General features: G+C 56.6%; 11 protein-coding genes. 5 read left to right on the top strand and 6 right to left on the bottom strand.

Annotated features, from left to right (window positions below; genetic code table 11):
- Positions 1-7 precede the first annotated feature (7 nt).
- The 6 genes from POF45_RS29395 to POF45_RS29420 form a co-directional block, all read right to left on the bottom strand.
- A complete protein-coding gene (locus POF45_RS29395; protein ID WP_409077886.1) occupies positions 8-2,518 on the bottom strand; it encodes a fimbria/pilus outer membrane usher protein in 2,511 nt (836 codons plus the stop codon).
- Positions 2,519-2,551: 33 nt separating this feature from the next.
- Entirely contained in the window at positions 2,552-3,307 is a 756-nt protein-coding gene (locus tag POF45_RS29400) for a fimbrial biogenesis chaperone (protein ID WP_282317393.1), read from the bottom strand.
- Positions 3,308-3,393: 86 nt separating this feature from the next.
- Positions 3,394-3,948, bottom strand: a complete 555-nt coding sequence (locus POF45_RS29405) for a fimbrial protein (protein ID WP_259494540.1) — start codon at positions 3,946-3,948, stop codon at positions 3,394-3,396.
- A 268-nt stretch (positions 3,949-4,216) separates the two neighbouring features.
- Positions 4,217-8,224, bottom strand: a complete 4,008-nt coding sequence (locus POF45_RS29410) for an RHS repeat-associated core domain-containing protein (protein WP_282317394.1) — start codon at positions 8,222-8,224, stop codon at positions 4,217-4,219.
- 98 nt (positions 8,225-8,322) lie between these two features.
- On the bottom strand, positions 8,323-9,345 hold the full coding sequence (locus POF45_RS29415) for a hypothetical protein (protein ID WP_282317396.1): 1,023 nt from the start codon (positions 9,343-9,345) through the stop codon (positions 8,323-8,325).
- Between the two features lie 28 nt (positions 9,346-9,373).
- The gene (locus tag POF45_RS29420) at positions 9,374-9,826 is read right to left on the bottom strand and encodes a hypothetical protein (RefSeq protein WP_259494537.1); all 453 of its coding nucleotides are present in this window, start codon (positions 9,824-9,826) and stop codon (positions 9,374-9,376) included.
- A gap of 204 nt (positions 9,827-10,030) precedes the next feature.
- On the opposite strand from POF45_RS29420, the gene POF45_RS29425 reads away from it, so the two are divergent.
- The 5 genes from POF45_RS29425 to POF45_RS29445 all read left to right on the top strand — a co-directional run bounded on the left by POF45_RS29425 (position 10,031) and on the right by POF45_RS29445 (position 22,178).
- A complete protein-coding gene (locus tag POF45_RS29425; protein ID WP_259494536.1) occupies positions 10,031-11,842 on the top strand; it encodes a hypothetical protein in 1,812 nt (603 codons plus the stop codon).
- A gap of 56 nt (positions 11,843-11,898) precedes the next feature.
- Positions 11,899-14,367 carry a hypothetical protein gene (locus POF45_RS29430; RefSeq protein WP_282317397.1) on the top strand — a complete coding sequence of 823 codons (2,469 nt, stop codon included), beginning with the start codon at positions 11,899-11,901 and terminating at the stop codon, positions 14,365-14,367.
- Positions 14,368-14,459: 92 nt separating this feature from the next.
- Positions 14,460-16,403 carry a hypothetical protein gene (locus POF45_RS29435; RefSeq protein ID WP_282317398.1) on the top strand — a complete coding sequence of 648 codons (1,944 nt, stop codon included), beginning with the start codon at positions 14,460-14,462 and terminating at the stop codon, positions 16,401-16,403.
- A complete protein-coding gene (locus POF45_RS29440; RefSeq protein WP_282317399.1) occupies positions 16,393-17,259 on the top strand; it encodes a hypothetical protein in 867 nt (288 codons plus the stop codon). Before POF45_RS29435 ends, POF45_RS29440 begins: the two co-directional genes overlap by 11 nt.
- A 95-nt stretch (positions 17,260-17,354) precedes the next feature.
- Positions 17,355-22,178 carry an RHS repeat domain-containing protein gene (locus POF45_RS29445; RefSeq protein WP_282317400.1) on the top strand — a complete coding sequence of 1,608 codons (4,824 nt, stop codon included), beginning with the start codon at positions 17,355-17,357 and terminating at the stop codon, positions 22,176-22,178.
- The last annotated feature ends 14 nt before the right edge of the window (positions 22,179-22,192 follow it).

Raw genomic sequence — 22,192 nt, forward strand, 5'->3', positions numbered from 1 at the left:
GTGCGGTTCAGCGACAGGTCAGGGTCTGTAATCGATAGCCCTGTGCCTGTTCCATGCTGTGTGGGTCGATGTTCAGGGCACATTGCTGCGCAGCCTGATCGCCCCAGCGAACACTGAGTGTCTGAGGTTGATCATGGGTGCTGAGCATGACCTGACCGGCCTGTCCGACGACGCCGATCACCGCATTTTCAGCGTCATGGACCTGCGCCCCGAAAGGCAGCGGCTTGTCGTTGAACGTGGCGCTGATCACCAACCGGTTGACGGTGCGCGCGGCAAACGTGCTCTTGACCACCGCGCCTCTGCGCGGCACCACCTGGGCGGTGCCGTTGTCGATCTCGACTTCAGGGCCTAGCTGATCGGTTTCCAGTTCAATCTGGTTGACCCGATACGGCCGCAAGTACGGCACCAGTGCATAACCGCGGTCATTGGTGCGCGCAGCCGATGAGTTGGCGACCCCGACATCCTTGATCCCCGGCACATGCACCAGGCCCGCGGTTTCTCCCAGATAGGGACCCAGTTCAATGCCGTCGGCATGCGCCAGTACGGCACCGCTGGCATTGACGGAGAGGCTTCGATAGTCGTTGCCTTGATTCAAACCGGCGCCGAGGCTGCCATAAGCGGTCTGGTAGCCCAGCGACAGGTCGGCTGATTGGCGACGACCGTCATCATTGGCCAGGCCGGCGCGATAACTGAGACGATTCTGATCGAGGTTGCCACTCAGGCTTGCCCGTTGGTTGAAACTGTCGCCACTTTTCTGCATGTCGAAGGTCAAGGAGCTGGTGTGTCCGAAATCCAGCGGCATGGAAACGCTCAGCCCGACCTGGCGGTCGTTGCCCGGTCGGCTGTCACCCAGCGACTGGCTGGCGTACAGCGCATAGGTGACATCTTTGTGGCGGGTATTGAAGCTGAACTGAAATTGCCGGCGTTGATAGTCGGTGCGCCAGAAGTCTTCTTGTGACAGGGTCAGGTTCAGCGAGCTGCTGGTAGCGATATTCTGGTAGACCGCAGCCTCCACGCGGCTGCGGCGGCTGCCACGAAAGCTTGAGTCCTGGCTGCGCTGGCGAACGGCTTCATCGAAGTCGCGATAACCTTCAGTGGAGTAGCGATAACCGGCGAATCGCAGGCTGGTGCGAGTGGGGAAGGTCTTGCCGTATTTGACGGCGTAACTCGTCCCCTGGGCTGAGTTCAGGTCGGGGGTATTGAGCTCTGCCGTGGAGCGGGTGACATCCAGTGCAACCGCACCCATCGCGCCAAGGTCCTTGGCGATTCCAAGGTTCGCTGCCTGGTAGTACTCGCCGGCCAGCAAGCCGCCATAGACCGTCGAGCCCCAGCCGCTGCCCCACGCCAGCGTGCCTTGCCACAGCAGGGGATCGTCGAGGTTGCCGTTGGTGTTGTAACGACCGGCGGCAGCGCTGTAGCGCCAGGTGCCTTCGCGCAACAGGTTGCCCAGCGTGGCGTAAGGCTGTGTGAAGCGTCTGACCTGACCATCGGCTTCGGTCAGTACGATCTCCAGTTCGCCGCTGCCACCACCGGTGCTCAAATCGTCGATTTCATAAGGACCGGCACTGACGTAGGTGGAATAGATCGGATAGCCGTTCTGCCGAACCTCAAGCCTGGCGCGGCTCAGGGCCACACCGCGAATGACGGGGGCATACGCTTGCTGCGTATCAGGCAGCATGCCGGTGTCCGAACTGACCAGCACGCCTTTGATCGGCAGGCTTTTGAACACATCGCCACCGGTGAACGCTTCGCCCAGGGTCAGGTTGGCGTTCATGCCGGGCAGGTCGCGCTGTGCATACGTATAGGCACGGCTCCACTGACGCTCGCCCTGACCGTCCTGACTGCCGCTCAGGTTGGAACGAAAGCGCCAGGCACCCAGGTTAATGCCGGTGTTCAGGTACACGTCCTGGCTGTTGTTGTTTGCGCCATAGCGACTGGAGCCTTGCTGCGCCGACAGCTGATAGTTGACGAAGGCGGCGTTGATGCCTTCGTCCCAGCGTGCGGGGTCGACATGGCCTGCCACATCACGGCGCATGGAGATCTGCGGAATGGAAATCGACAGCTGCAAGCGGCCACCGTCGAACTCGGTGCGCGCATTGGGGATCAGTGTCGCCAGATGGATACAACCGGCCTCGAGCCGTTGCGGATCCTCCACGGCGTCAAGCCGGACGCCGAATCGCTCAAGCAGGTCGACGTTCAGACAGGGCGACAGTGCTTCGGCGCCCACCTGGGCAAATTCGATGTCGTAGGGCCCCAGATATTCCTGGTTGACTCGAACCTCGACGCGATAGCGCCCCGGCCCCAGGTCCTGGAAATTGTCCAGCGACTGCAATGCCAGTTGTCCGGCGTCGGCAGGGTTCCCGGCACCCTGGCGCATGAATCCGGACTGGAACGTCAAAGGCGAGTTCGCCGATGCGTAACCAACTTCCAGCAGCGCGGCGCCACTGCTGCCGATAAAAATAACGTGGGCAAGGCGCAGGCGAGCAGGCATGCGCCATCGACCTGAAGAGGGGGTCATGATCATAGTCCTGGCAATAATTCTATGGGCGGATCAGGGGCCGGTCTGGAGCGGCTGTTCGATCAGCGGGGTGATGCCGCCGTAGTCATTGATGGTGGTAAACGAGACGCGCATGTCGGCGCCCGGCTTGATATCGCCCAGGGCATAGGTCTGGCGATTGAGCGGCTCGCTCATGCCGGGTTGTTCCAGGCGATGAGACTGGCCGTTGACCGACACATGCAGGTGATAGAAGGTGTAATGAAAGGGGGTCGGGTTGTTCAGCACCAGGCTGGGTTTGCCACCGAGTGTCTGCAACGACCATTGCAGGTCCTTGAGGCGCGAAGCCGGCGTGTCTTTCAGCTCGCTCGGGCGGTAGAACAATTTGATCCGCGTGCGAATGGCGATGTTCAGCACGTTGGTTTGTTCGCCGTCGACTTGCGGGATTTCCTGGGCGTTGAAATAGAACAACGACTCGCGGTCTTTCGGCAGTGTATTTGGCAGGCCGTTGATCTGGACCTGCTGCTCTTTGCCTGGATTGACCCGAAACAGCGGTGGCGACACCATGAATGGCACGGCCGTGGTGGTGTCGTCGGCGCTGGTGTTGACCCAGCTTTGTACGGCATAGGTTTTATCGCTGGGATTGGCGACGACCAGCGACACGCTACGTTTATCGCTGTCGAACACCACCCGGGTGCTACTGAGGGTCAGTGCGCCGTGGCTTGCGGGCGCATGAACAGCCAGTAACAACGCGGTCAGGGCGCAGGGGAGCGCTGCGCGGTCATGGCAGAATGCTTTGATCGATCCGAACATGAAAATACCTCAGGGCGACACGGGCGCTTGTGCGACGTCGCTCGCGCCCCTGGGTACGGCGCGCCGTACCCAGGGGCCGGGGGGGGTTACGGGAAGGTGACGAGGAAGTCGATGTTGGCGATGACCGGGCCAGGGGTGACGGCTGCCAGCGTGGAGATGAACTTGGCGTTGAAGATCATGCGGGTTTCGCCAGTGGCGTTGAGCGGGTAGGCCTTGGATTGCGTACCGTGGTCGATGTTGGTGCCCAGGTTGTCTTTGATCGCCAGTCCAACGCCGCCAGCGCCACCGGTCTGGATGCCGTAGTACTTGCCGCCGGTGCCTGCGTTGCCGTGGGTACTGGTGAATTGAACGGTGGCGGTATCGCCTGCGGTGAAACCACAAACCGCGCCGTCCTTGATACGCAATGCAAACTCGCGTCCGCCCACTTCTCTGTCGACAGCACCGCCGAAATCGAAGGCGGCAACGTTGCCCAGACGGATCGGGCCGGAGACGCCGGTACCCGGATCAATGGGCTCGACCGGGCAAGTGTTGGCATTGATGGTACCGGTGAAGTTGATTTGCCCGACGCTGTTGGCGAACGCGCTGGTGCCTACCAGGCTGGTGGCCAGACCCAGGGTCAGTGCGAGGAGAGACTTCTTCATGTTTCTAATCCTTTTATTGCCGGCCGGCGCAATGAAATCGAGACAACGCCGGCCTCGCACGCTTTTTGAGTGCGCGCGAAAGTGAATGAGAGTTGTGCAGTGTCTCGGGGCGCTGATTTTAGGCGCGGGGTGGGGAGGGGGATATGAGAGAACTCTCAGTTGCATCGAAGAACAGCGTTGAAATGTTAGAAGTTGTTTAGGAGAGTTAACGCCAGACGATCCGTGGGGGAGATGTCTGGCGCTTTGAGTTGCAGCTACCTGATTGTATTCAGTTATATGACTCTGCTGGCTTTATCACAATTTTTCTTGTATTCAATAACTGGCCCCTTGTATTTGATCGGGCTCCCCGTAAAGCGGAAAAATCTTGGCCGCCTAGTGTGCTTGATAATATTTCTCCAATGCCTAACCCTTGTACTTCTCTTGGGGTGTAGCCTGAGCCAGTTAACTGAGAGCTTCCACCTACCCCTGTACTTCCAATTTCGGAATCAAGGGAGTTGAAGGTATTTAACATATTGTTATGTATCGTAATCGGCAATACTTGCTGTGGTTGTGTAGCAAGGGTAGCACGGGTAGCACGTGCAGCAGGTTCAGCATAGGTTACCGGTGGCCTGTCAGGAGCGCTTGCAATGTTGTACCTGCTGGACACACTTTCTAACCTAGGCCTGCTGATAGGTGGCCCCTCTATCGACAACATTGAACTTGGTGGCACGGGTCTGGTTCTAACCTGTGGCGTAATGACTGTGAAAGATACACCATAAGGCACATGAAACTTTACGAATGACGCCTGTGCCAGGACACCCCCAAAATAACCCAGTACTTCTGACGCATTCTCATCTTTTACAAAAGTTGTTAGTTGATCGACTCCGATTCCAAACAGGGTCATGCCAAGATTAAGCAGCCCGTTGTAAGTGGTTGATAGGCTCGCTGCCGCCAGTACAACATGGGATGCTACCGCACCTGCCGTTGCAGCAGTAGCTGCGCTTGCTCCTGCGGCGCCGGCAGTGGATGCGACGAGCGTATTGACGACGGCTGCAAGCGGCGCCGGATTCAGCGTCACAACCGAGGCGATAATGCCCAGCACTATAGCCGGCCCGCCTACCACTGCCGCAAACCAGGGGTTATTCACGAACTGACCACCGCGACGGCGGCGATGACCGGTCGGATCGCTGAAGGCGATCGGGTTTCCCGCGCAATACATGTAGCAGTTGGGGCCGCCGGCACCGAACGGGCTCAGCGAATCCGGGCTATGAAAGCGCATCAACCCCGGGTTGTAGGCCCGGTAACCATGGCCGAGCAGGTACCAGCCACTTTCGGGATCGCGTACCTCGCCATTGAAGGCCAGCAGGCTTTGCAGTGTGTCCTCGCTGCTGCGTTCGCCGTAGGCGCTGTACACGGCCGTACGCAGTTCACTGTCCTGGCTTTCGCCGATAACCGACTGTTTGGCGTCGGTGAGCAGCAGCAGGGTTCGCGAGTCGTCACCCGGCGTCTGCTGCCCCAGCGGGTGGTTCCCCCGGTAGAGCAACTGGGTATGTTGGCCGTCTTGCAGCGTATCGCTCAATCGATCGCCCTGATAGAAACGCAGGGTTTCGGACTTGCCTTGCGGTTTGACCGCCAGCAGGTGGTCATGGCCGTCATAGCGATAGTTGCTGACAGGTTCGCCCGTCGCATCTGAAACACCCAACAGCCGACCCTGGCTGTCGTAGTGCAATTGCTGGCCCATTTCGTCGTGCGTCAGGTTACCGTCCGCGTCATAGGTGTAGTCGGTCTTGAGTCCCTGATAGTCCGGGTGGGTGTGGGTGACGCGGATCATCTGGCAAGGGTCGGACTCTGCAAAAAAGTACTCGGCCTCGTCCTTGCTGCCGTCGGCGAAGGAGGTGAGGCAATAGTTGATGTTGTTCAGCGCATCGAAATCAAAAAACTGCCTGGCAATGGCATTACCGAAGCGGTCCTTGGGCAGGTCGTCGCCTTCATGCCTGCAAAATACCAGTCGCCCGCGAGCGTCATATTCAAAGGTTTCCAGCAGTGTGGTTGCATCGCCGACCCTCAAATGCCGGGTACCCGGATTGCCATCCGGCAGGTACTCCAGCTCGATGCTTCGTTGCGCCTGTATCGGCTGGCCTTGAGCATTGCGCAGGGCCAGCGTGCGTGTTTTTTCCCGGCCGATATCATCGAAGGTCAGCGTGGTGGTCAGTGTATTGCCCGTACCCAGGTCCGTGCTGGTTGTACGATGCAGGCGACCCAAGGCGTCATACGCGAAAGCCCCCTGCAATTGGCACTGAGTCACTTTAAGCAGTCGCCCGGTGCCTTTGCCGGTCTGCGGGTTGACATCGTATTCGGCGCGGGCGGTCTGCCCGCCGACATCGGTACGGGTCAGTTGCCGTCCTTTCAACGAGCTGGTGAAGCGGGTGACCCGGTCGGGTTTGCCCGGCTCGCTCCAGCGCTCGGTGCTCAGGTGGCCGGTGGTGGTATAGGTGAAGTCATAGGTGCCCTGATCATTGCTTGATTGTTTGAGGTTGCCATCGAGCAGGTCATAATCGAAGGTCGCGCTGTCGTCGATGGCCTTGATGGCAGTCGGTTGCGTGGTCAGGCCCCATTGGTATTCGTAGTTGATCGCCTTGCCGCTGGGGGTCACGCGCTGGCAGGGCGACAGTCGGCCGCCTTCATAACGCAGCTGTTCGACGCGGTTACCCACGATGCGCTGTATGGGCCGCTCCAGCCCGTCGAAGGACTGCTCGCCCACGGTCATGGCGGGCAGCGTGTTACTGGACGGCTTGATGACCAGCGCGACGGGCAGCTCAGCGCTGCTGTGATCGGCGTAACGGCGACTGACGATGGTCCTGTCGGGCAAGGTGCTGCTGATCATTCGGCCGGTGGCATCGTAGCGGTAGTGAGTAATGCCTCCGATGGCGTCGGTTTCCTGGGTGCTGCGCCCGAGTCCGTCGTACTTGAATTGCTGCCGGCTGATGCGCCTGCCTTGCAGGTCCAGTGTCTCGGTGCTGACCGGTTTGTCGAAGCGGTTGGTCACGGTTCTGGTCTTGCCCACGCCATCGACCCACTGCTCGGTGGTGTAGGTGATGGGGTTGCTGCGGCTGTGGTGTTTCACGCCGTCCGGGCCGGTGCTGCTGTCCTGCATGCCCCAGTCGTCATAGGTGTAAGTGCTGGTGAGGCGCAGATCGGTCTTGTCCAGCCAGTCGATCTCGGTCTCACTGATCAACTGACCCGCCGCGTCGTAGCCAGCCTCATAGAGGCTTCGGTAAACCGGTGGTTTGCCATCGGCATTTTCAGTGTCCTCAAGCTCCTCCCTGATGGTACGGGCCAGCCCGTCGAACCAGCTGCGGGTCTTGACCTTTCTGATGTCGGTCAGCTCCTGACTGGCCAGCTCTGTCACAGGCTCTTCACCCGGGCCTGCGGGGCGGATCAGCCTGTAGCTGAAGGTCCGGGTGGCCGGGTAATCGCTCTCTGGCGCTTCGGTTTCGCTTACGACGCGTCCCAACGCGTCGTAGGTAAAGCGCATCTGCTCGTCGCTGTCGCTGAACAGCAGTGATTCACCCGTAAACAGCGAGCGCTCCGCGTTCATGCTTTTGCTGACAGTATCGAAATCGGTGGTGGTCGTCTCTTGCGTGTACAGCACGGTTTCGCCGGCAAACGTGGCGTAGGTGGCCTTCTCGGTGCTGTACGTGTAGTCGGTGAAGGTGGTCGGGCCGCCGGCACCGCCGATGGTCAGGGCCTGCCGCGAGCGTCGCCCATGTTTCAGGTGATCGGCCGGTTCATCGAAGAAGCTGTAGACACAGCCCTTGAGCATGATCTCCGTCTCTTGTTCAACCTGCAGCATGCGATCCTCGACCAGCGCGATCCAGGGCTTGCTGCCCGTGCTGATGGGGTTTTGCTGCGCATAACGATGACGGGAGCGCAAGGTCGGCGCGCCCGCTTGCACATCAGGCAGCAGTGTTGAGTTCGAGGTGGGTATCACGGTTTTGTCCCGCACACTGCGCACGAAACCCCAAGGGTCTTTCAGGCCTTCGATCTGTTTATCGTCGTCCTTCTCGTCATTGATGTCGTCCGCCGGGTACCAGGTGGTGATTTCGGTGATGCCGTTGGCTTGCACGCGCAGGGTCGGGTTGCCGTGCACGTCGTACTCGCTCAGTTCCGTGTCTTCACGGGCGTCCCTGACATCATCAGTCAAATCCCAGGTCGTCACGACCTTCCTGGGTAACTGGCATTGCGGGACCTGCTTGTCGAACGTATCGGTGTCGTTGGCGTAATAGGTGGTTTTCACCGCTTTGCGATGAGTGCCCTGGGTAGTGATTTCCGCCGTCTGCAAGTGGAATCGATTGAAGTTGCGCTCAACCTTGCGTACCGCAACGTTATCTACCATCAGGCTTTCGGTGGTTTCGTACTCATAGGCACCGATGACCTTGTACAGATTGTCCAGCCCCCATCATCCCAATCGACCGCAGAGTTGGCACCCAGGAAATTCCTGCCGTTGTTGCTGTATTGATATTTCACCACGACCGGCGGCTGACCGCCGCCGGGGGTGGTAATGTGGTCCGTGACCCGGGGCAGCTTCGGGAGCCCTGTATTAGCCGGAAACCCGTGACCTTCGTCGTTGTACTGGATCTTTTCGTGAGCACCCAGCGGCGTCCAGACTTCCTTCATGCACAGTTGCTCGCGCTCCAGCCCGTAGACAAAACGCCAGCCGGCCCTGTTGCTGGTGGGTAACTCGACCCGGGACATCCGGTCACCTTCCAGGTGCAGGGTGAACACGGCCAGCGGCACATTGTTGATCGGCCTGACGCGAATTTCGACGGTCTTGGCGGTGAGGTTGCGGATCACGTCCAGCATCGTGCCCTGGCTGTCGCGGATGTTGCTGAGCATGCGTAAAACCGGACCCTGACCATAGGTCAGGCTCACCTCGTGGCCCTGGGGTGAGTACATGATCACCGGCAGGGCCACTTGCGGGGTGGGGCCCATGAGCTTGAGGATTTCCACCAGGCCGGATTTATGCACCACCTGGAACTCGCCGCGCGAGTCATTGGTGAGGGTGTAGAACTTGAAACTTTGAATTTTCTGCTCTTTCATCTTCTGGCGGGTGGGATCGCCTTCGTCCTGGTAGTTGCCGGTCACCTTGAACGTCTCACCGGTATGCACGGAGAGAATCTGCTTGCTGGGCAGGTATTCGGTCAGCCCCATGCTCCAGCCTTTGCCGTAACCGATGTCGGTGGTGTTCATCGGGTTATAGCCGAGCGTCAAGGGGACTTCCGGACCACTCAGGTTGTTGGCCTTGACCGGCGGCAACGATACAGAAGCGGTATATAAACCGGTTCGCGGGTCAACACCGGACTCAACGAAACTGGCAAAGTTGAACGCGTTGGAGTGGACAGCGGTAGACGCAGTCATGATTCAGAATCTCCTTGGCCAGGATGGGTTATTTGCGTTCTATATAAATGCACGAAAGCTTTCCATCAATGTTGCCATCCGCCCTGGAGCGCACTTTTAGGAGGCCTGGATATATGATACTTCCATTAGGAACGCCGGCCATTGCCGCGATGCTTATGTAATGATCTGCTGGAAAAGAGGTGGGCTGTTTAACGGTCTTTACTTCAATTTCCCAGCTTTGACCTTCGGTGCAGTCCCCATTATTAAAATAGGTAATGGTTAACGCGGAATCCACATTGGCGAATCGGGTCATATACGCTTGATCGTTAGTGCAGCTGGTGTCTTGTCTGATTCTGTATCTGCCTTCTACCGCCGGAATAGAACACTCCTTTGATACGTCGGCCTCGCGAATGTAAATAGCCCCTGCCGCTTGGGAATACCCGGCTTGTATGAAGCCCAAGCCAAAAATCAGGCTTGCACCCACCGCTTTAAAGTTAGTCATCACCAATAACTCCTATTCTTTTCATATGCTGAGACGGCTGCCTGGCAGCCATTGAAACCAGACACTAGCAGTATTTTAAAAGCAGCGAACCTATCAGTTCTGATAGTACCCAAGCTCGAAATTCAGGCGTAAAAACTGTTCTCAATGAACACGGCGTCCACTGGTTGGCCGACGATAAACGTCTGAATGGAAGGAGCTTGAATCATGATTGACCCGAACCCCGCGCCCACGATTCCGGACCTGGATGCCAATAACACAATCGATGTCGAGAAGTTGGGCACCGATAGGTTGCTGACCTATATCAACTATCCCGACATCAAGAAAGATGATGGTGAATGGATCGTTGTCAATTGGCGCGGCTGTGCACAAGACGGCACGGCAGTGGATGAATTTGAGGATCGCGCCCAAATCGTTGAAGCCGAGGTGACAGACTCGGGCCTGCCGGTGCGCATTGAAAACCCCACGGTGAGACTGCTGGACCAGGGCTGGGCGTTTTACTCCTATCGGGTGGACAGGGGAGGCGTCCAAAGCGAAGAGTCCAAACGCATCTTTTTTTATGTCGGCAAACGCCCTCGTGCCAAACCGGATTTGCCGGTGTTGCAAATCAAGGAGTCGCAAGACCTGCGGCTGGACGTGGAAAGCCTTCCGGGCGATCCCGGTGTGTGGGCCGGTCCCTACGAGGCAATGGCCACGGGCGATACCGTGACGCTGCACTGCAGTCGCTTCAGGTCTGATGGCGTGGAAGTGTCGCCACCCCTCGAATACTCGGTGGTTGTAAAGGCAGAGCAGGTCGGCAAACCGCTGCAATTGTATCTGTCCAAATCGGATGTGCGGCGCGTTATCGACGGCCACATTGAACTCAATTACAGCATTCAGTACGCAGGCAGCCCTGCAGCAGCACAAACCCGCTCAGCACAGCAGACCATAAAACTGCTGGAGCCAACAGCGCCATTGTTGCCGGCGCTGAGCATCCCCGGTCACACCCCTGGGCAGGGGTTGAATCCGAGCGCGTTTCCCACCGGCGTACCCGTGCGCATCAATGCCTATCCCGGCATGAGCGTCGGCGACCAGGTGTTTTGTTACGCCAGCGCGGTGCCAGTGGACAACGAGCCGTCAGTGCAGCAGGTGCAGGTCGATGCCTCGACCATCGACAAGGGCTCTATCGAGTTTTCGATTGATCCGCAGTGGTTCGCCAAACGTAATGGCGAAGATATCGAACTGCTGTATCAGTATTCCTGGATTGGTACAGCGATGTCCTCACACAGCTACGCTACGCAGGTTCGTGCTCCACTGATCTTGCCGATGCCGATTGTTGTAGGGGCCGTTCCCGAGTCGCCTGTGATTCCGGGGCAGGGACAACTTGATGTCACCCAACTCAGCGTCTCCGGCGTCACCCTGCGAATTGACGACAACGCCAACTTTGGTCCTGACGATAAAGTCGAGATGTTCTGGGACGGCAATGGTGGCACCGGCTTTTATTCAACCTCTGTTCCTGTTACACCGGGTGGCCGAGACTTCAATATCCCGCCCCGGTACATACCGGCAAACTTCGACCGGTTAGTACCTGTGTATTACTGCGTGACGCTCAAGGGTGAGAATGACTCGCAGAAGTCAGATGTGTTCAACGTGCGTGTTCTGAAGTTGGACGACGCTCGCTATATCGGCATTCAGTCGAAACAGGCCCAGCAGCAAGCCGGGAGGATAATTGTCAGTAATGTGCCGCCCGAGGGTGAGCTGTTTTCTTTTCCGCAAGGCTGGCCTTATATCCATGAGGGCCAAATACTGAATGCCGTGATGTCTGGCCGCAACATCGCCGGTCAAGCCCATTCGTTCTCGATATTTGACAATCACAAGATTACGCCAGAACAAGCGCAAGACAAAAACGTGTTCACCTATGTCAGCAGGGCCGAGTTGCAAAAGTTCCAGCCGAGTGAGGTGGCCGTGCAAGTGATAGTGACCTACGAAACTGATGTTGAGACCAAGTATAGAATTGCGAACTTCAGATTGGCCGCTTGATGCCGCCCAGGAAGACGCCGGTCTATTGAATTAATTAACTTATCAGGAATCATGTCATGGGCAGTGAAAATAGCAATCTCGAAGACAAGGGAAAAAGAGTCGTTACTCAACGCGAGTATCTCGAGTGGATGGCGCTCAGGCCGCGGCTTAACGACTGGAGCGCGTTCGTTGCGTATAAGCGAGACAAATGCAATCAGCTATTGATGCAAGAGTATATTGAGAGTTTTGATAAAGATTCATATCTGCCGTTGATCAATGAACCTTATCTCAGCGGCGACAACGAGTGGCGCTGGAAACTCAACTATGAAATGGACGCCCCACGGCTGAGCTTTGAAAACAAATCCACCGATAATAATGATAACGATGCCGAAGTTAATATGAGCATGGCTGTCTTGGGTGGGATCGACATTCACGTGAATGATACGTACGGCACGGAGGTGACGCTGATTGCTTCGTACGACCCCCTTGATCATGAAGCGCTCGAGGCAGAAAGAGTGCCGTTGATGGATGTAACAGGTGCGGTCGGTGAGGACGGTGCTGTTGGACTGAACTTGGCCAGTGCACAGTCACAACGCTATATATGGGAACTGAAAGGGCCTCGGATTGAACATCAACGGCGTGTGGCCGGGGCTTTTTTCAAGCGCAAGTTTCGTGAGGCCGGGCAAGCTCGCAGCTCCTTCAAATTAGGACAAGTTGCACCCACCGATCAGGCGTTTTTGAACCCTTCTAAATTCAGGCTCCGTACCGTGATGCCAACGGGCGCCGGAACAGTGGGGTCCCCCAACTACGGCGACGGTGCACTTGAAATACGTATCGCCATGAAGGATGAGCTGGTGGGCGGAACGCCAGGGGAGGACTGGTTATATCCGATTCCGAGTGATTTGCCTGGCGTTGACGCTAGCTTGATGCTCAGCAACAAGATGTTGATGGAGAAGATTATAAGAAAAGGTGTTGTGCAGGCGTTCAATGCCGAAAATATGTACATGACTTCCTCCACCGATGGCAGAGGATTTATCACTGGGTTGAAGGCAAGTCCACCCATGGGCGGGGCTCCCCAGACTTTCTATATGAACATTCCGACAACCGTACATGGAACGGAGTCCGAAGGTTTTCTTGTGCTTACTGACGTGCTTTTTGCAATCAATTTTGATATGGATTCGGCTTTAACTATCAGTACTACGGCTGATCGGCGTATTTCACTGAAATTGGGTTCGAGACAGAGCACTCAAGCTATTTCGGGCCTGATAAGGCCTCCGAATGAACGAGAGTTTTATCAAATTCGTGGTGGTAGAATGGCACTGGAGGTTATTGGGGAGTATGTGTTTGGCATTGACCCGGAACAGGGCAAAATTACAGTCGAAATGGACTTGCCCAGTATCAGCGTCAGTCTGTACTCCTCAGATTCGGTGTCACAGGATTTCATTCGGAAATTTGAGGGCGATCTAACTTTCATTGCGTCGTTAAGAAAGTCCGTTCATGAGGCGCTGGTAAAGATTTTTAGCACGTTGGATGACATCGATGCATTTGTATTGCACAGTCTTCTGTTCAACAGCACCGATGCCGTGCAACTAAAGACCGTTGATGCTCCTGGCGACCTGGTGAGTTTTGGTGCGATCAGCCCTCGCCTGACCACCTTCAGCATCAATAACAAAAATCCGATGGTGGGTCACGGTGGCGCCATAACCTTTACGACTACGCCTGCCAATTTTGAGGGCCTGACGTGGAGTGTGCACAACCTTGACGGCACGACTCAGGGCGCCGGCACCATCGATGCCAATGGACGCTATACGGCGCCGGCACTTGATCAAATCGGCGGTACTTACAAACGAGTCAAGGTCACCGCACAAGGCCCGGCGGGCAGTGATGGAAAACGGCCTGTCAGCAAAGCGTTGGTGACCGTGGCGGCCAAGGCAATCACCCTCAATCCGTTGGTTCAGACTTGCAAGGCGACCAAAGCAGGTGAGGGGGATGAGAGCCGGCAGTTTTCCGCCGGCTCACTGCAGGGCAGCCTGACCTGGACGGTCATTGGTGATGGCACTATTGCGCCGACAACTACAGGCCGCACCAACACCTATATCGCACCCAAGGAGCAAGACGTAGCGGTAACCCGAAAGACGTTTACCATTGATGAAGTCAAAGTCACGAATGGGCAACAGCAGCAATCTTCTTTCGTTGTCGTAACGCATGACAGGCAGACGTTGGCCCTGAGCGTTCAGGTAAACGTGCAAGCGGGTCAGGCGCAGTTTGAGTGTAAGTCCAATGGCCAAGTCGTGCCTGAGCCAAATTGGCGCTGTTTTCCTGAAACAGGTGCAGGATCGATTGATAGTAACGGACTTTATAAGGCAGACCCCAACAGCCATCATCAATTCGTGATCATTACGGCCAGGTTTGAAATGATGGGCTTTTTCCTGGGTGATGCTTTCTTCATCCAACCACTGCCCGTCATGGCGATCCCGCCGAAACCAGCCCCCGAGGCTCCGCAAACTCTGGCGGACGATGACCGTGGTACCCGCCCTATTGAATAGCTGATCCGGCTTGTTAAACAGTAATGCCTCAAGCGTTCACGGGTAACTACGCGAACATTTGAGGCGCACCACACTATTGCGAGGAAATGATCATGGGCAGCAATTCACTTGACAGCATTGTTGAAAGAATGAAACAGGGCTCCATCACCGAAAGATGGGGTGCGGTGTGTGCATTTGACGATGCACGACTGAATCGGGTACTGCGACAACAATGGCTTGAAAAGTACGACGGTTCCAACTACACGCCGGTTTTTTCCGGGAAGATGAACTTGAGTGAGTCCGGAACTGAACAGGGTGAGCTCACGAACATTCTATTGGGCAAACCCCTGCTGTCATTCAAACCGGCCAGAATGGATAACTCACGGGCGTTATTGACCCTGAGTATTCTCGGCGGGACGTTCACAGCCTCCATAGCGGGAGGTGGCGTACTTTACAGTTACTCCATTACCGAGGCACAAGGCTACACACTTGAAGTCGAGCTGGACCTGTCAGTGGTAGTGGGCGCTGTCGATCGCCTGGGACGGGTTGTGCTGGACCTGACAAAAGGCACCACCTTCAGTTGTAATCTGGCGGCGCCAGCGGTGAGTCAGAAGATGATCGGCGCGTTCTTTCAGGAGCGTTTCAAGGCGCTACCAGCTACCCGGCAGGTCTATGAGCTGGGGATGCTCAACCTTAAAGGGGGTGGCGATCTGACCCCCGAGCATTTCATCATCCTGACCCAGCGGGCGCCTGCTGCCTTGACCCGCGATACCTTGAATGAGGGCGAGGGCGCGGTGGTGGTGATGATCAAGCTTCGAGGTAATGCCATGGGCGGGGATATCCCCTCGCCGGAGCGTTTTCCGTACCTGATCCCCGACGACGAAAAAGACGGTGTCCGGCTGTATTCGGCAACCATGGTACTGAACAAGGATTTCGTTTCGCGCACCAGCGTCGAACAAGAGTCACTGATCACCAGCCTGCTGTTCCCGGGCCAGAAAAACGTGTTTGAGCCGCTCGTGCGGAAAATCCCACATGACATGGTGGTGTTCGGCAGCCTGGATCCGTCCACAACATCCATGACCATCGAGCCTGGGCTGCATAGCCTGAAGGCGGGCGGCAAGCCACTGCAATACAAGGCCTATCTCAACAACGCCGTGCAGAATGGTGTGGCCTGGAGCGTTAGGAGCCTCAATACCAACAACTCGGCGGGCGTCATTGACGAACGAACCGGTATTTATACGCCGGTTTCAGCCGCGCAGATTGGCAGCGAGTCGGTGCGCAACATCGTGACGGCCACCTGGTTCGACCCCTTCAGCCAGCAGCAGCTGCGAGCATCCGCCTTACTGTTGGTGACGCCCGAAGCGATGTCGATTTCACCTTCGTTTGTGCCCCGTCGTGTGGCAGGCGCTCCAGTGACCTTTGTGGCAACGGCGCTCAGTGGCAGCATCCTGACATGGACTGCACCGAGATACGGCACATTGGTGCCCAATGGCAACACGGCGGTCTACACCCCACCGGCAGACCTTGATCAGTTGCAAGAACAGTTCGTGGTCCAGCCTATCGAAGTCAAGGACCAGGCCGGAGAAACAGTGCGTGCCAGCGTGCTGTTGACCAAGTTCGCACCCACCCTGGACATCGATCCTCCGTTTGTCAGTAATCTCGCCCGCTCGGGCACCGTGCAGTTGAGCACAACGGAGTCCGGAATCCCGCCGGACGCCGAGTACCAATGGAAAGTGGTGGATGGCGGGGGCAGCGTGACAGATGGAGCTTACACAGCGCCGGCCGCGCCCTTGAGTCCTTTCAGCGTAGTCAAGTGCGACATCTATTACATGGACTTTCTCATCAGGAGCGGTTACAGCGTTATCAAGCTCAGCGAGATCGATCCAGAGCCCGCGTGGTCGGCGATATCCAAGTTTTCACTGAGCTCTTTGCGTACAAAAACCACTTACAATAATGGTTATCAACAGATTCCCGTTCAGGCGGAAATCGAGACGGTCGGCGGGCGCTTGAACGAGGACGAGAAAAACTCCCTGCTGATTTTATTACGTGGGAATTAATCAGCAAATTCCAGTCGTTCCGGACGGGCAGCAGGGCATTGTTTTTGACCCCGAGTTTCCAGTGTATTGGGCCCAATCGCGCGACAAGAACATTTACAACCCTTATACCGGTTCTTCTGCCGTAGCGTCCACTGTCGAGCCGGCTGCCGACCCGCTCGCGGAGGACCCTCAAACAATCCTTGTGTACGTAGTTTCCAGGGCTGTGGAGGTCCAACAATTTTACGCCGTCCTGTGGGACAGATTTGGCGTTCCCTCGAGTTCTCTAGTCTACCCTGGCCATGAGGATGGAAAGATCTCGCTCGTGCCCCAGGTATCGCCGACAAACACCGATACCAACTACACACTGACCCGTCGGCGTGTGGATGGCAACGGCGGCAGCGATGATAGCAATGACAATGACTTTGATTTGTACCTCAACACGACTGATTACTGGACCCTGACGTATCAACAGTCGGGGAATAAATCGCTGACGTTTAAAACGCTGGATACGCCGAGACATAAATCCATCGTGAAGTGGGAGAGTATTTTTCCTAACGAGCGCATGTTCAGTTACACCGGCGTGGCATTTAATGATCCGACCAAAAAAAACAACCCTGTTGTCATGCAATACGACGATCGTGTTTCTGCAACTATCAAGACGGAATCCAAGCTGATTTCGACCCCGGCGGAGGGCCATATTTTTATTGGTTTATTTCGTACAGACAATGTTCGTCAAGACGAACACGGCAGTTTAGTACCGTTGCAAGCTCCCGAGGCAGTTCATCTGAAGATGACCGATGAGGAAGGTCATGCGCACTCCATTAAAATCAGCTTCAAGGCCGGTGATCGCAATCGACTTGACGTCGAGCGTGTATAAGCAGCGTTAAATAAGCAACGTTAACGAATGGCAAGCGGCGCAATAAGCGCCGCTTGCCACGTTGAGATACGTCCAGATTTTCGGAGTTTAAAATAATGACTACCGTGAAAGCAGAAAAAACGGCTATCCATTCCAACGCCTTCAACTTTCAAAGTTTCGTTCAGTCGGGTGTCGATCCTCGCACGGGTTTGTACACGGTCTCACTCTCGCTGCACGAAGTAGAAGCCAATGACCTGCGTGGCCCGGCAGTGCCACTGAAGCTCAACTACAACCCGATCAATACCACTGACAAGGGCTACGGCGTCGGTTGGGGCTTGGCACTGACACAGTACACGCCAGCTACGCAAATCGTTTCCGTGTATTCGGGGGAAACGTTCAAGGTGACCGGCGACTATCGGGATGAGAATGATCCCACTCGCCTGAAGATGAAAGAGCAGAAAATTCAAAGTTTCAAGCTCTACACACTGACCAATGACCCGCGTGGCGAGTATCAGGTGGTTCACAAGTCCGGTCTGGTGGAAATCCTCAAGCTGATGGGCGCCAGCCCGCAATCGGCCATGCCGGTCAAGATGTATTCGCCCCAGGGCCACGAAGTCACGCTGACCTACGACAATGGCGGCCAGGGACTGATGGTCAGCTCCATCCGGGACAGCCAGGGCACGTTGCTGGACGTGATCCGCAACCTGGTCGCCAAAACGGTCGAAATTCGCCTGAAACCGGTTAACAACGTGCCGCTGGCCGTGTTCACCCTGCACCTGGAAGGCGACCGGATGGTCCGCGTCGAGTTGCCCACCGGCAACAGGGCCGGCTGGCGCTTTGTGTATGGGCTGGAACGCGAGCAACTGTGTATCAAGAACGTCTGGACGCCGCTGGGCGCTCACGAAACGATCCAGTACAACGATGCAGGCCATGGTTTTCCCGGCAATACTGACTATCTGAAGGTGCCCCGGGTCACGGACCATATCACCGACCCGGGCGATGGCCAGTCACCGATCGTGGTGACATACCAATACAGCAACAACGGCAATAACTTCCTGGGCTGCAACGCCGCGATCAATTGGGATGAATCGGGTGAGGATAACCTCTACAAGGTCATCGGTGCTTACACCTATGGCTCCACCGAAATCCTGATGGTGAATAACGCGCCGGTGCGTTCGGTCAACCGCACCTTCAACCGGTTCCACCTGCTGACATCGGAAATCACCACCCAGGGCACGCATCGCCAGGCGGTAACGACCACCTATCATGCCAACGACACCGACACGTTCGACAAGCAGGTCCCGCAATGCCAGTTGCCGGCAAAAGTCGTGACGCTCTGGGACCTGGTCGGCGATCCGCGGCAGCCACGTGAAGACACGGAGTTCAGCGAATTCGACATTCACGGCAATCAGACCCTGAGCGTTCAAGCCAGCGGTACCCGCGAAGTCACCACCTGGTACCCGGCGGACGACATCAATGACGAGAAGGACGACGATAAACAGATCGAAGGCCTGAAAGACCCCTACGGTTTCGTCCGGCATATGCGCGACAAAACCGTAGTGCCAACCTCGGACACGACACTGGTGCCCGACGTGCAACCCGGCGCGCCGACCTTGCGCACCCATTATCGTTATATACAACAGGATCCACTCAGCACGGGCACCAAGCCCTGGATTGCGCTGGCGGAGGAAAGCTTGCTGCAAGTCACAGGCGAAACCGAAAAACCGCTGGAGCGCACCGTCTACAGTTACTTCGATGTTCCGGGGACGGCCTTTCTGCACGGGCAACCCAAACGCCTGGCGGTGACGCTCGGCGTGGCACCGGGTTACACCACATTCACCAAATATGAATACACCAAGCCCGACGCCACCTTTGCCAGCTTTGCGGGTGAGGCGGTGTTGCGCACCACGCAGACCTTGAGCACCGATTTTGATGCGGTCACCAAGGACATCACCGAGGAGCGTTCGCTCATCAACGGTGAACCGGTGCTGACCAGCGACAAGGACGTCAAGATCCGTTACACCTATGACGCCCTGGGCCGGGTGCTGACCGAAACGGTTTCCCCGGACAAGCCCGAAAGCCTGGCGACTCGCACTTACACCTACGGCCTCATTCGTCCGGCAGGCCAAGGCGAAGAGCCTGTCAAGGGGCGCGCCAGCCAGGAACAGGAAAACGTCAAGGGGGTGAAAACCCGCACATGGCTGGACGGCCTGGGGCGTGCGGTAGAGGAGGAGCGCCAGGACATCGACAATGGTAGAGACGCCTATCGAAGCCTCTACAAGGCCAGTTATGACGCCTTGGGTCAGATGAGCACTGAAACCGAAATCGACTGGCTGGAAACAAAGGATCTGCCACTCACCAGCCGCTTCACTTATGACCTCTGGGGCCAGCAATACAGCGTCACCGGCCCGGACGGGGTCACCCGCTACACCGATAACAATCCGTTGACCTTCACCACCGATGAGTGGACCGAAGGCATGGGCAAGACCAGAACCGTGACCAACCGGCTGGAGAAACCGGTCACTGTCGAGCGTTTTGCCTTGAACGGCAGCACACGAATCAGTTTGCACAGTTACAAGTATGACGGGTTGGCGCGTACGGTTTCGGAGAGAAATGCCGGCAACTTTGAAACCGCCTACCTCTACGATGCATACGACCGTCTGGTTGAAACCACATTGCCTGATCGCAACAAGGTGGTACGCGAATTTGCACCGCACAGTCGTGGTGATCTGCCGACGCTGATTCGTGTCAACAGCACTGTGTTGGGTACGCAGGCCTTCGACGGTCTGGAGCGGATGATCGAGTCGGTCACCGGTGGCCGTCTGACCCGTTATGAGTTTGAAGCCAGCCAAAGCCAGCCGGACCGGGTGGTGCGGCCTAGCGGTGATGTTATCGCTTACAAATACCTGCCCGAGTTGACTGAAGAGCCGATCAAACGTACCACGCAGCCCAAGGCCGGTGCCCTGGCCGTCATCGACGCGACTTACGTGTATGACAAAAAAAACGCGAGGCTGCTCGAGTCTTCAGAGCAGGGGCTGGCGCTCAGCCGTACCTACAACAGCAACGGCGAGGTGAGCAGCGAAACGCGAATTCACGACGATGTGACTTACCAGATGGCATACGTGTACAGCCGGATGAGCCGGTTGATTCGTTACACCGACGTCCTCGGCCAGGTGCAACGCTATGAGTACGACAACAAAGGCCGACTTGAGTGGACGGCCCTTGGTGAAACAGGAAAGCCGGGCTATATCAAGACTGACTTTACCTACACGCCTCAAGGCCAGACAGCGAGCATTGATACGAGCGATGCGACAGCCGGGCAGAACCTGAAAATCACCCTGGAATACGACGTATTGGGGCGTGAGACCGGCCGCGTCTTCGACTTCGGTGCGTCGAAGACGCGCTTGAGCCAGACCTGGAATGGCCTTGACCAGGTGACGGGCCGTCTGCTGAGTGAAGGCGCCGACAAGGGCGGTCCGACGCTGCGTGACGAAGAGTACGAATACGAGTCTCGTGGCCGTCTTGAGTTCTACGCGTGCAGCGGGCCGCAGTCGCCGGTGGATCCGTACGACAAGACGCTCACTCAGCAGATGTTCTTCTTTGACGCGCTGGATAACCTTGAGGAAGTCCAGACCCGCTTTGTCGGAGGCACCAACACGGCGTTGTTCTACTATGAAAATGACGACCCGGCGCAGTTGAGCCGCATCAGAAATAGCCATGCCGACTATCCGGCCATGGCATTCAGTTACGACGAAAATGGCAACCTGCTTGAGGACGAAGCAGGACGCAGGCTGGCTTACGACAGCCTCGGCCGGCTGGAAAGTGTCAGTGAAATGAATGGCGGTTCGCCTAAAGGTTACCAGTACGACAGTGAAGACATCTTGTCGACCGTGCGCGGCTCGAGCAGCGACGAGCAGCGTTTTTACAAAGGCGATAACCTGGTAAACCGGATCGACGGTGATCAGCAAAGTACCTTCCTGCGTGCCGGTGGAGTCGTGCTCGCCGAGCACCAGGAAGGTGCAGTCCCAAAGTCCCTGTTGCTGGCCGTTGATCATAAAAATACGGTGATGAGCGAGTCCGCCAAAGGCGCGACCAACCCTGTCGCGTATACCGCCTACGGACACCCCAGCGCAGGCCAGCCGGTCAGTTCACGCCTGGGCTACAACGGCGAATTCACCGAAGCGCAAACGGGGTGGCAGCTGTTGGGTAAGGGCTATCGGGCTTATAACCCGGTACAGATGAGATTTCACAGCCCCGATAGTTTGAGCCCGTTTGGGGAAGGGGGGGTGAATGCTTATTCGTATGTGTCGGGGGATCCGGTGGGGTATTCGGATCCGAGCGGGAATGTACCTTTTTGGAAAGTCATGGGGATGTTGATGTTTAGCAGCGGCTCTTCTCGTTCTGCTTCCGGTGGGGCGACTTCCTCACTGGCACGCACAACATTTGCTCCGGATGACCTCCTCGCGAATTACACAATGAGCACTGCAGCGCGACCGTCTGCTTCGGGTCCAAATGTATCTGCTGGTGGTTTGCAGGGAGCGCCAACGCCGCGTGCAGGTGCTGCTGGAGACGTCGGCCTGCAGAGTAGTTCGCGTCTGGGTGCAGTCGGTTCATCCAACAAACCCAAAGTGAAAGTTAAATTCGATGAAAGAGTGAACCTCAGGGACGGCTACGAACAATACCCGACTGATTTTTGGACGAAAAACGATGTGGCTCTTGCTTCAAGTGAATACAAGGAATCAGGTGGAATGGCAGCAATGGATCAATTTTTATATAACGGTGCTCCGCCATTTCCTCCAAAAAACCTTGCTGTAGAAGGCGATGCAATAAGAAAACAACTTCAGCTCTCAAAACGAGTTGAAAAAGCCAGGACGCCAGTTCCAAAGCAACCAAAAAAATCCAGTGTATTATCGCAAGCCAACGCAAGACGATCCCAGTAATCCGTATGTAACAC

The sequence above is a fragment of the Pseudomonas fungipugnans genome (assembly GCF_029955235.1).
In the GTDB taxonomy this organism is placed as follows: Bacteria; Pseudomonadota; Gammaproteobacteria; order Pseudomonadales; family Pseudomonadaceae; genus Aquipseudomonas; species Aquipseudomonas fungipugnans.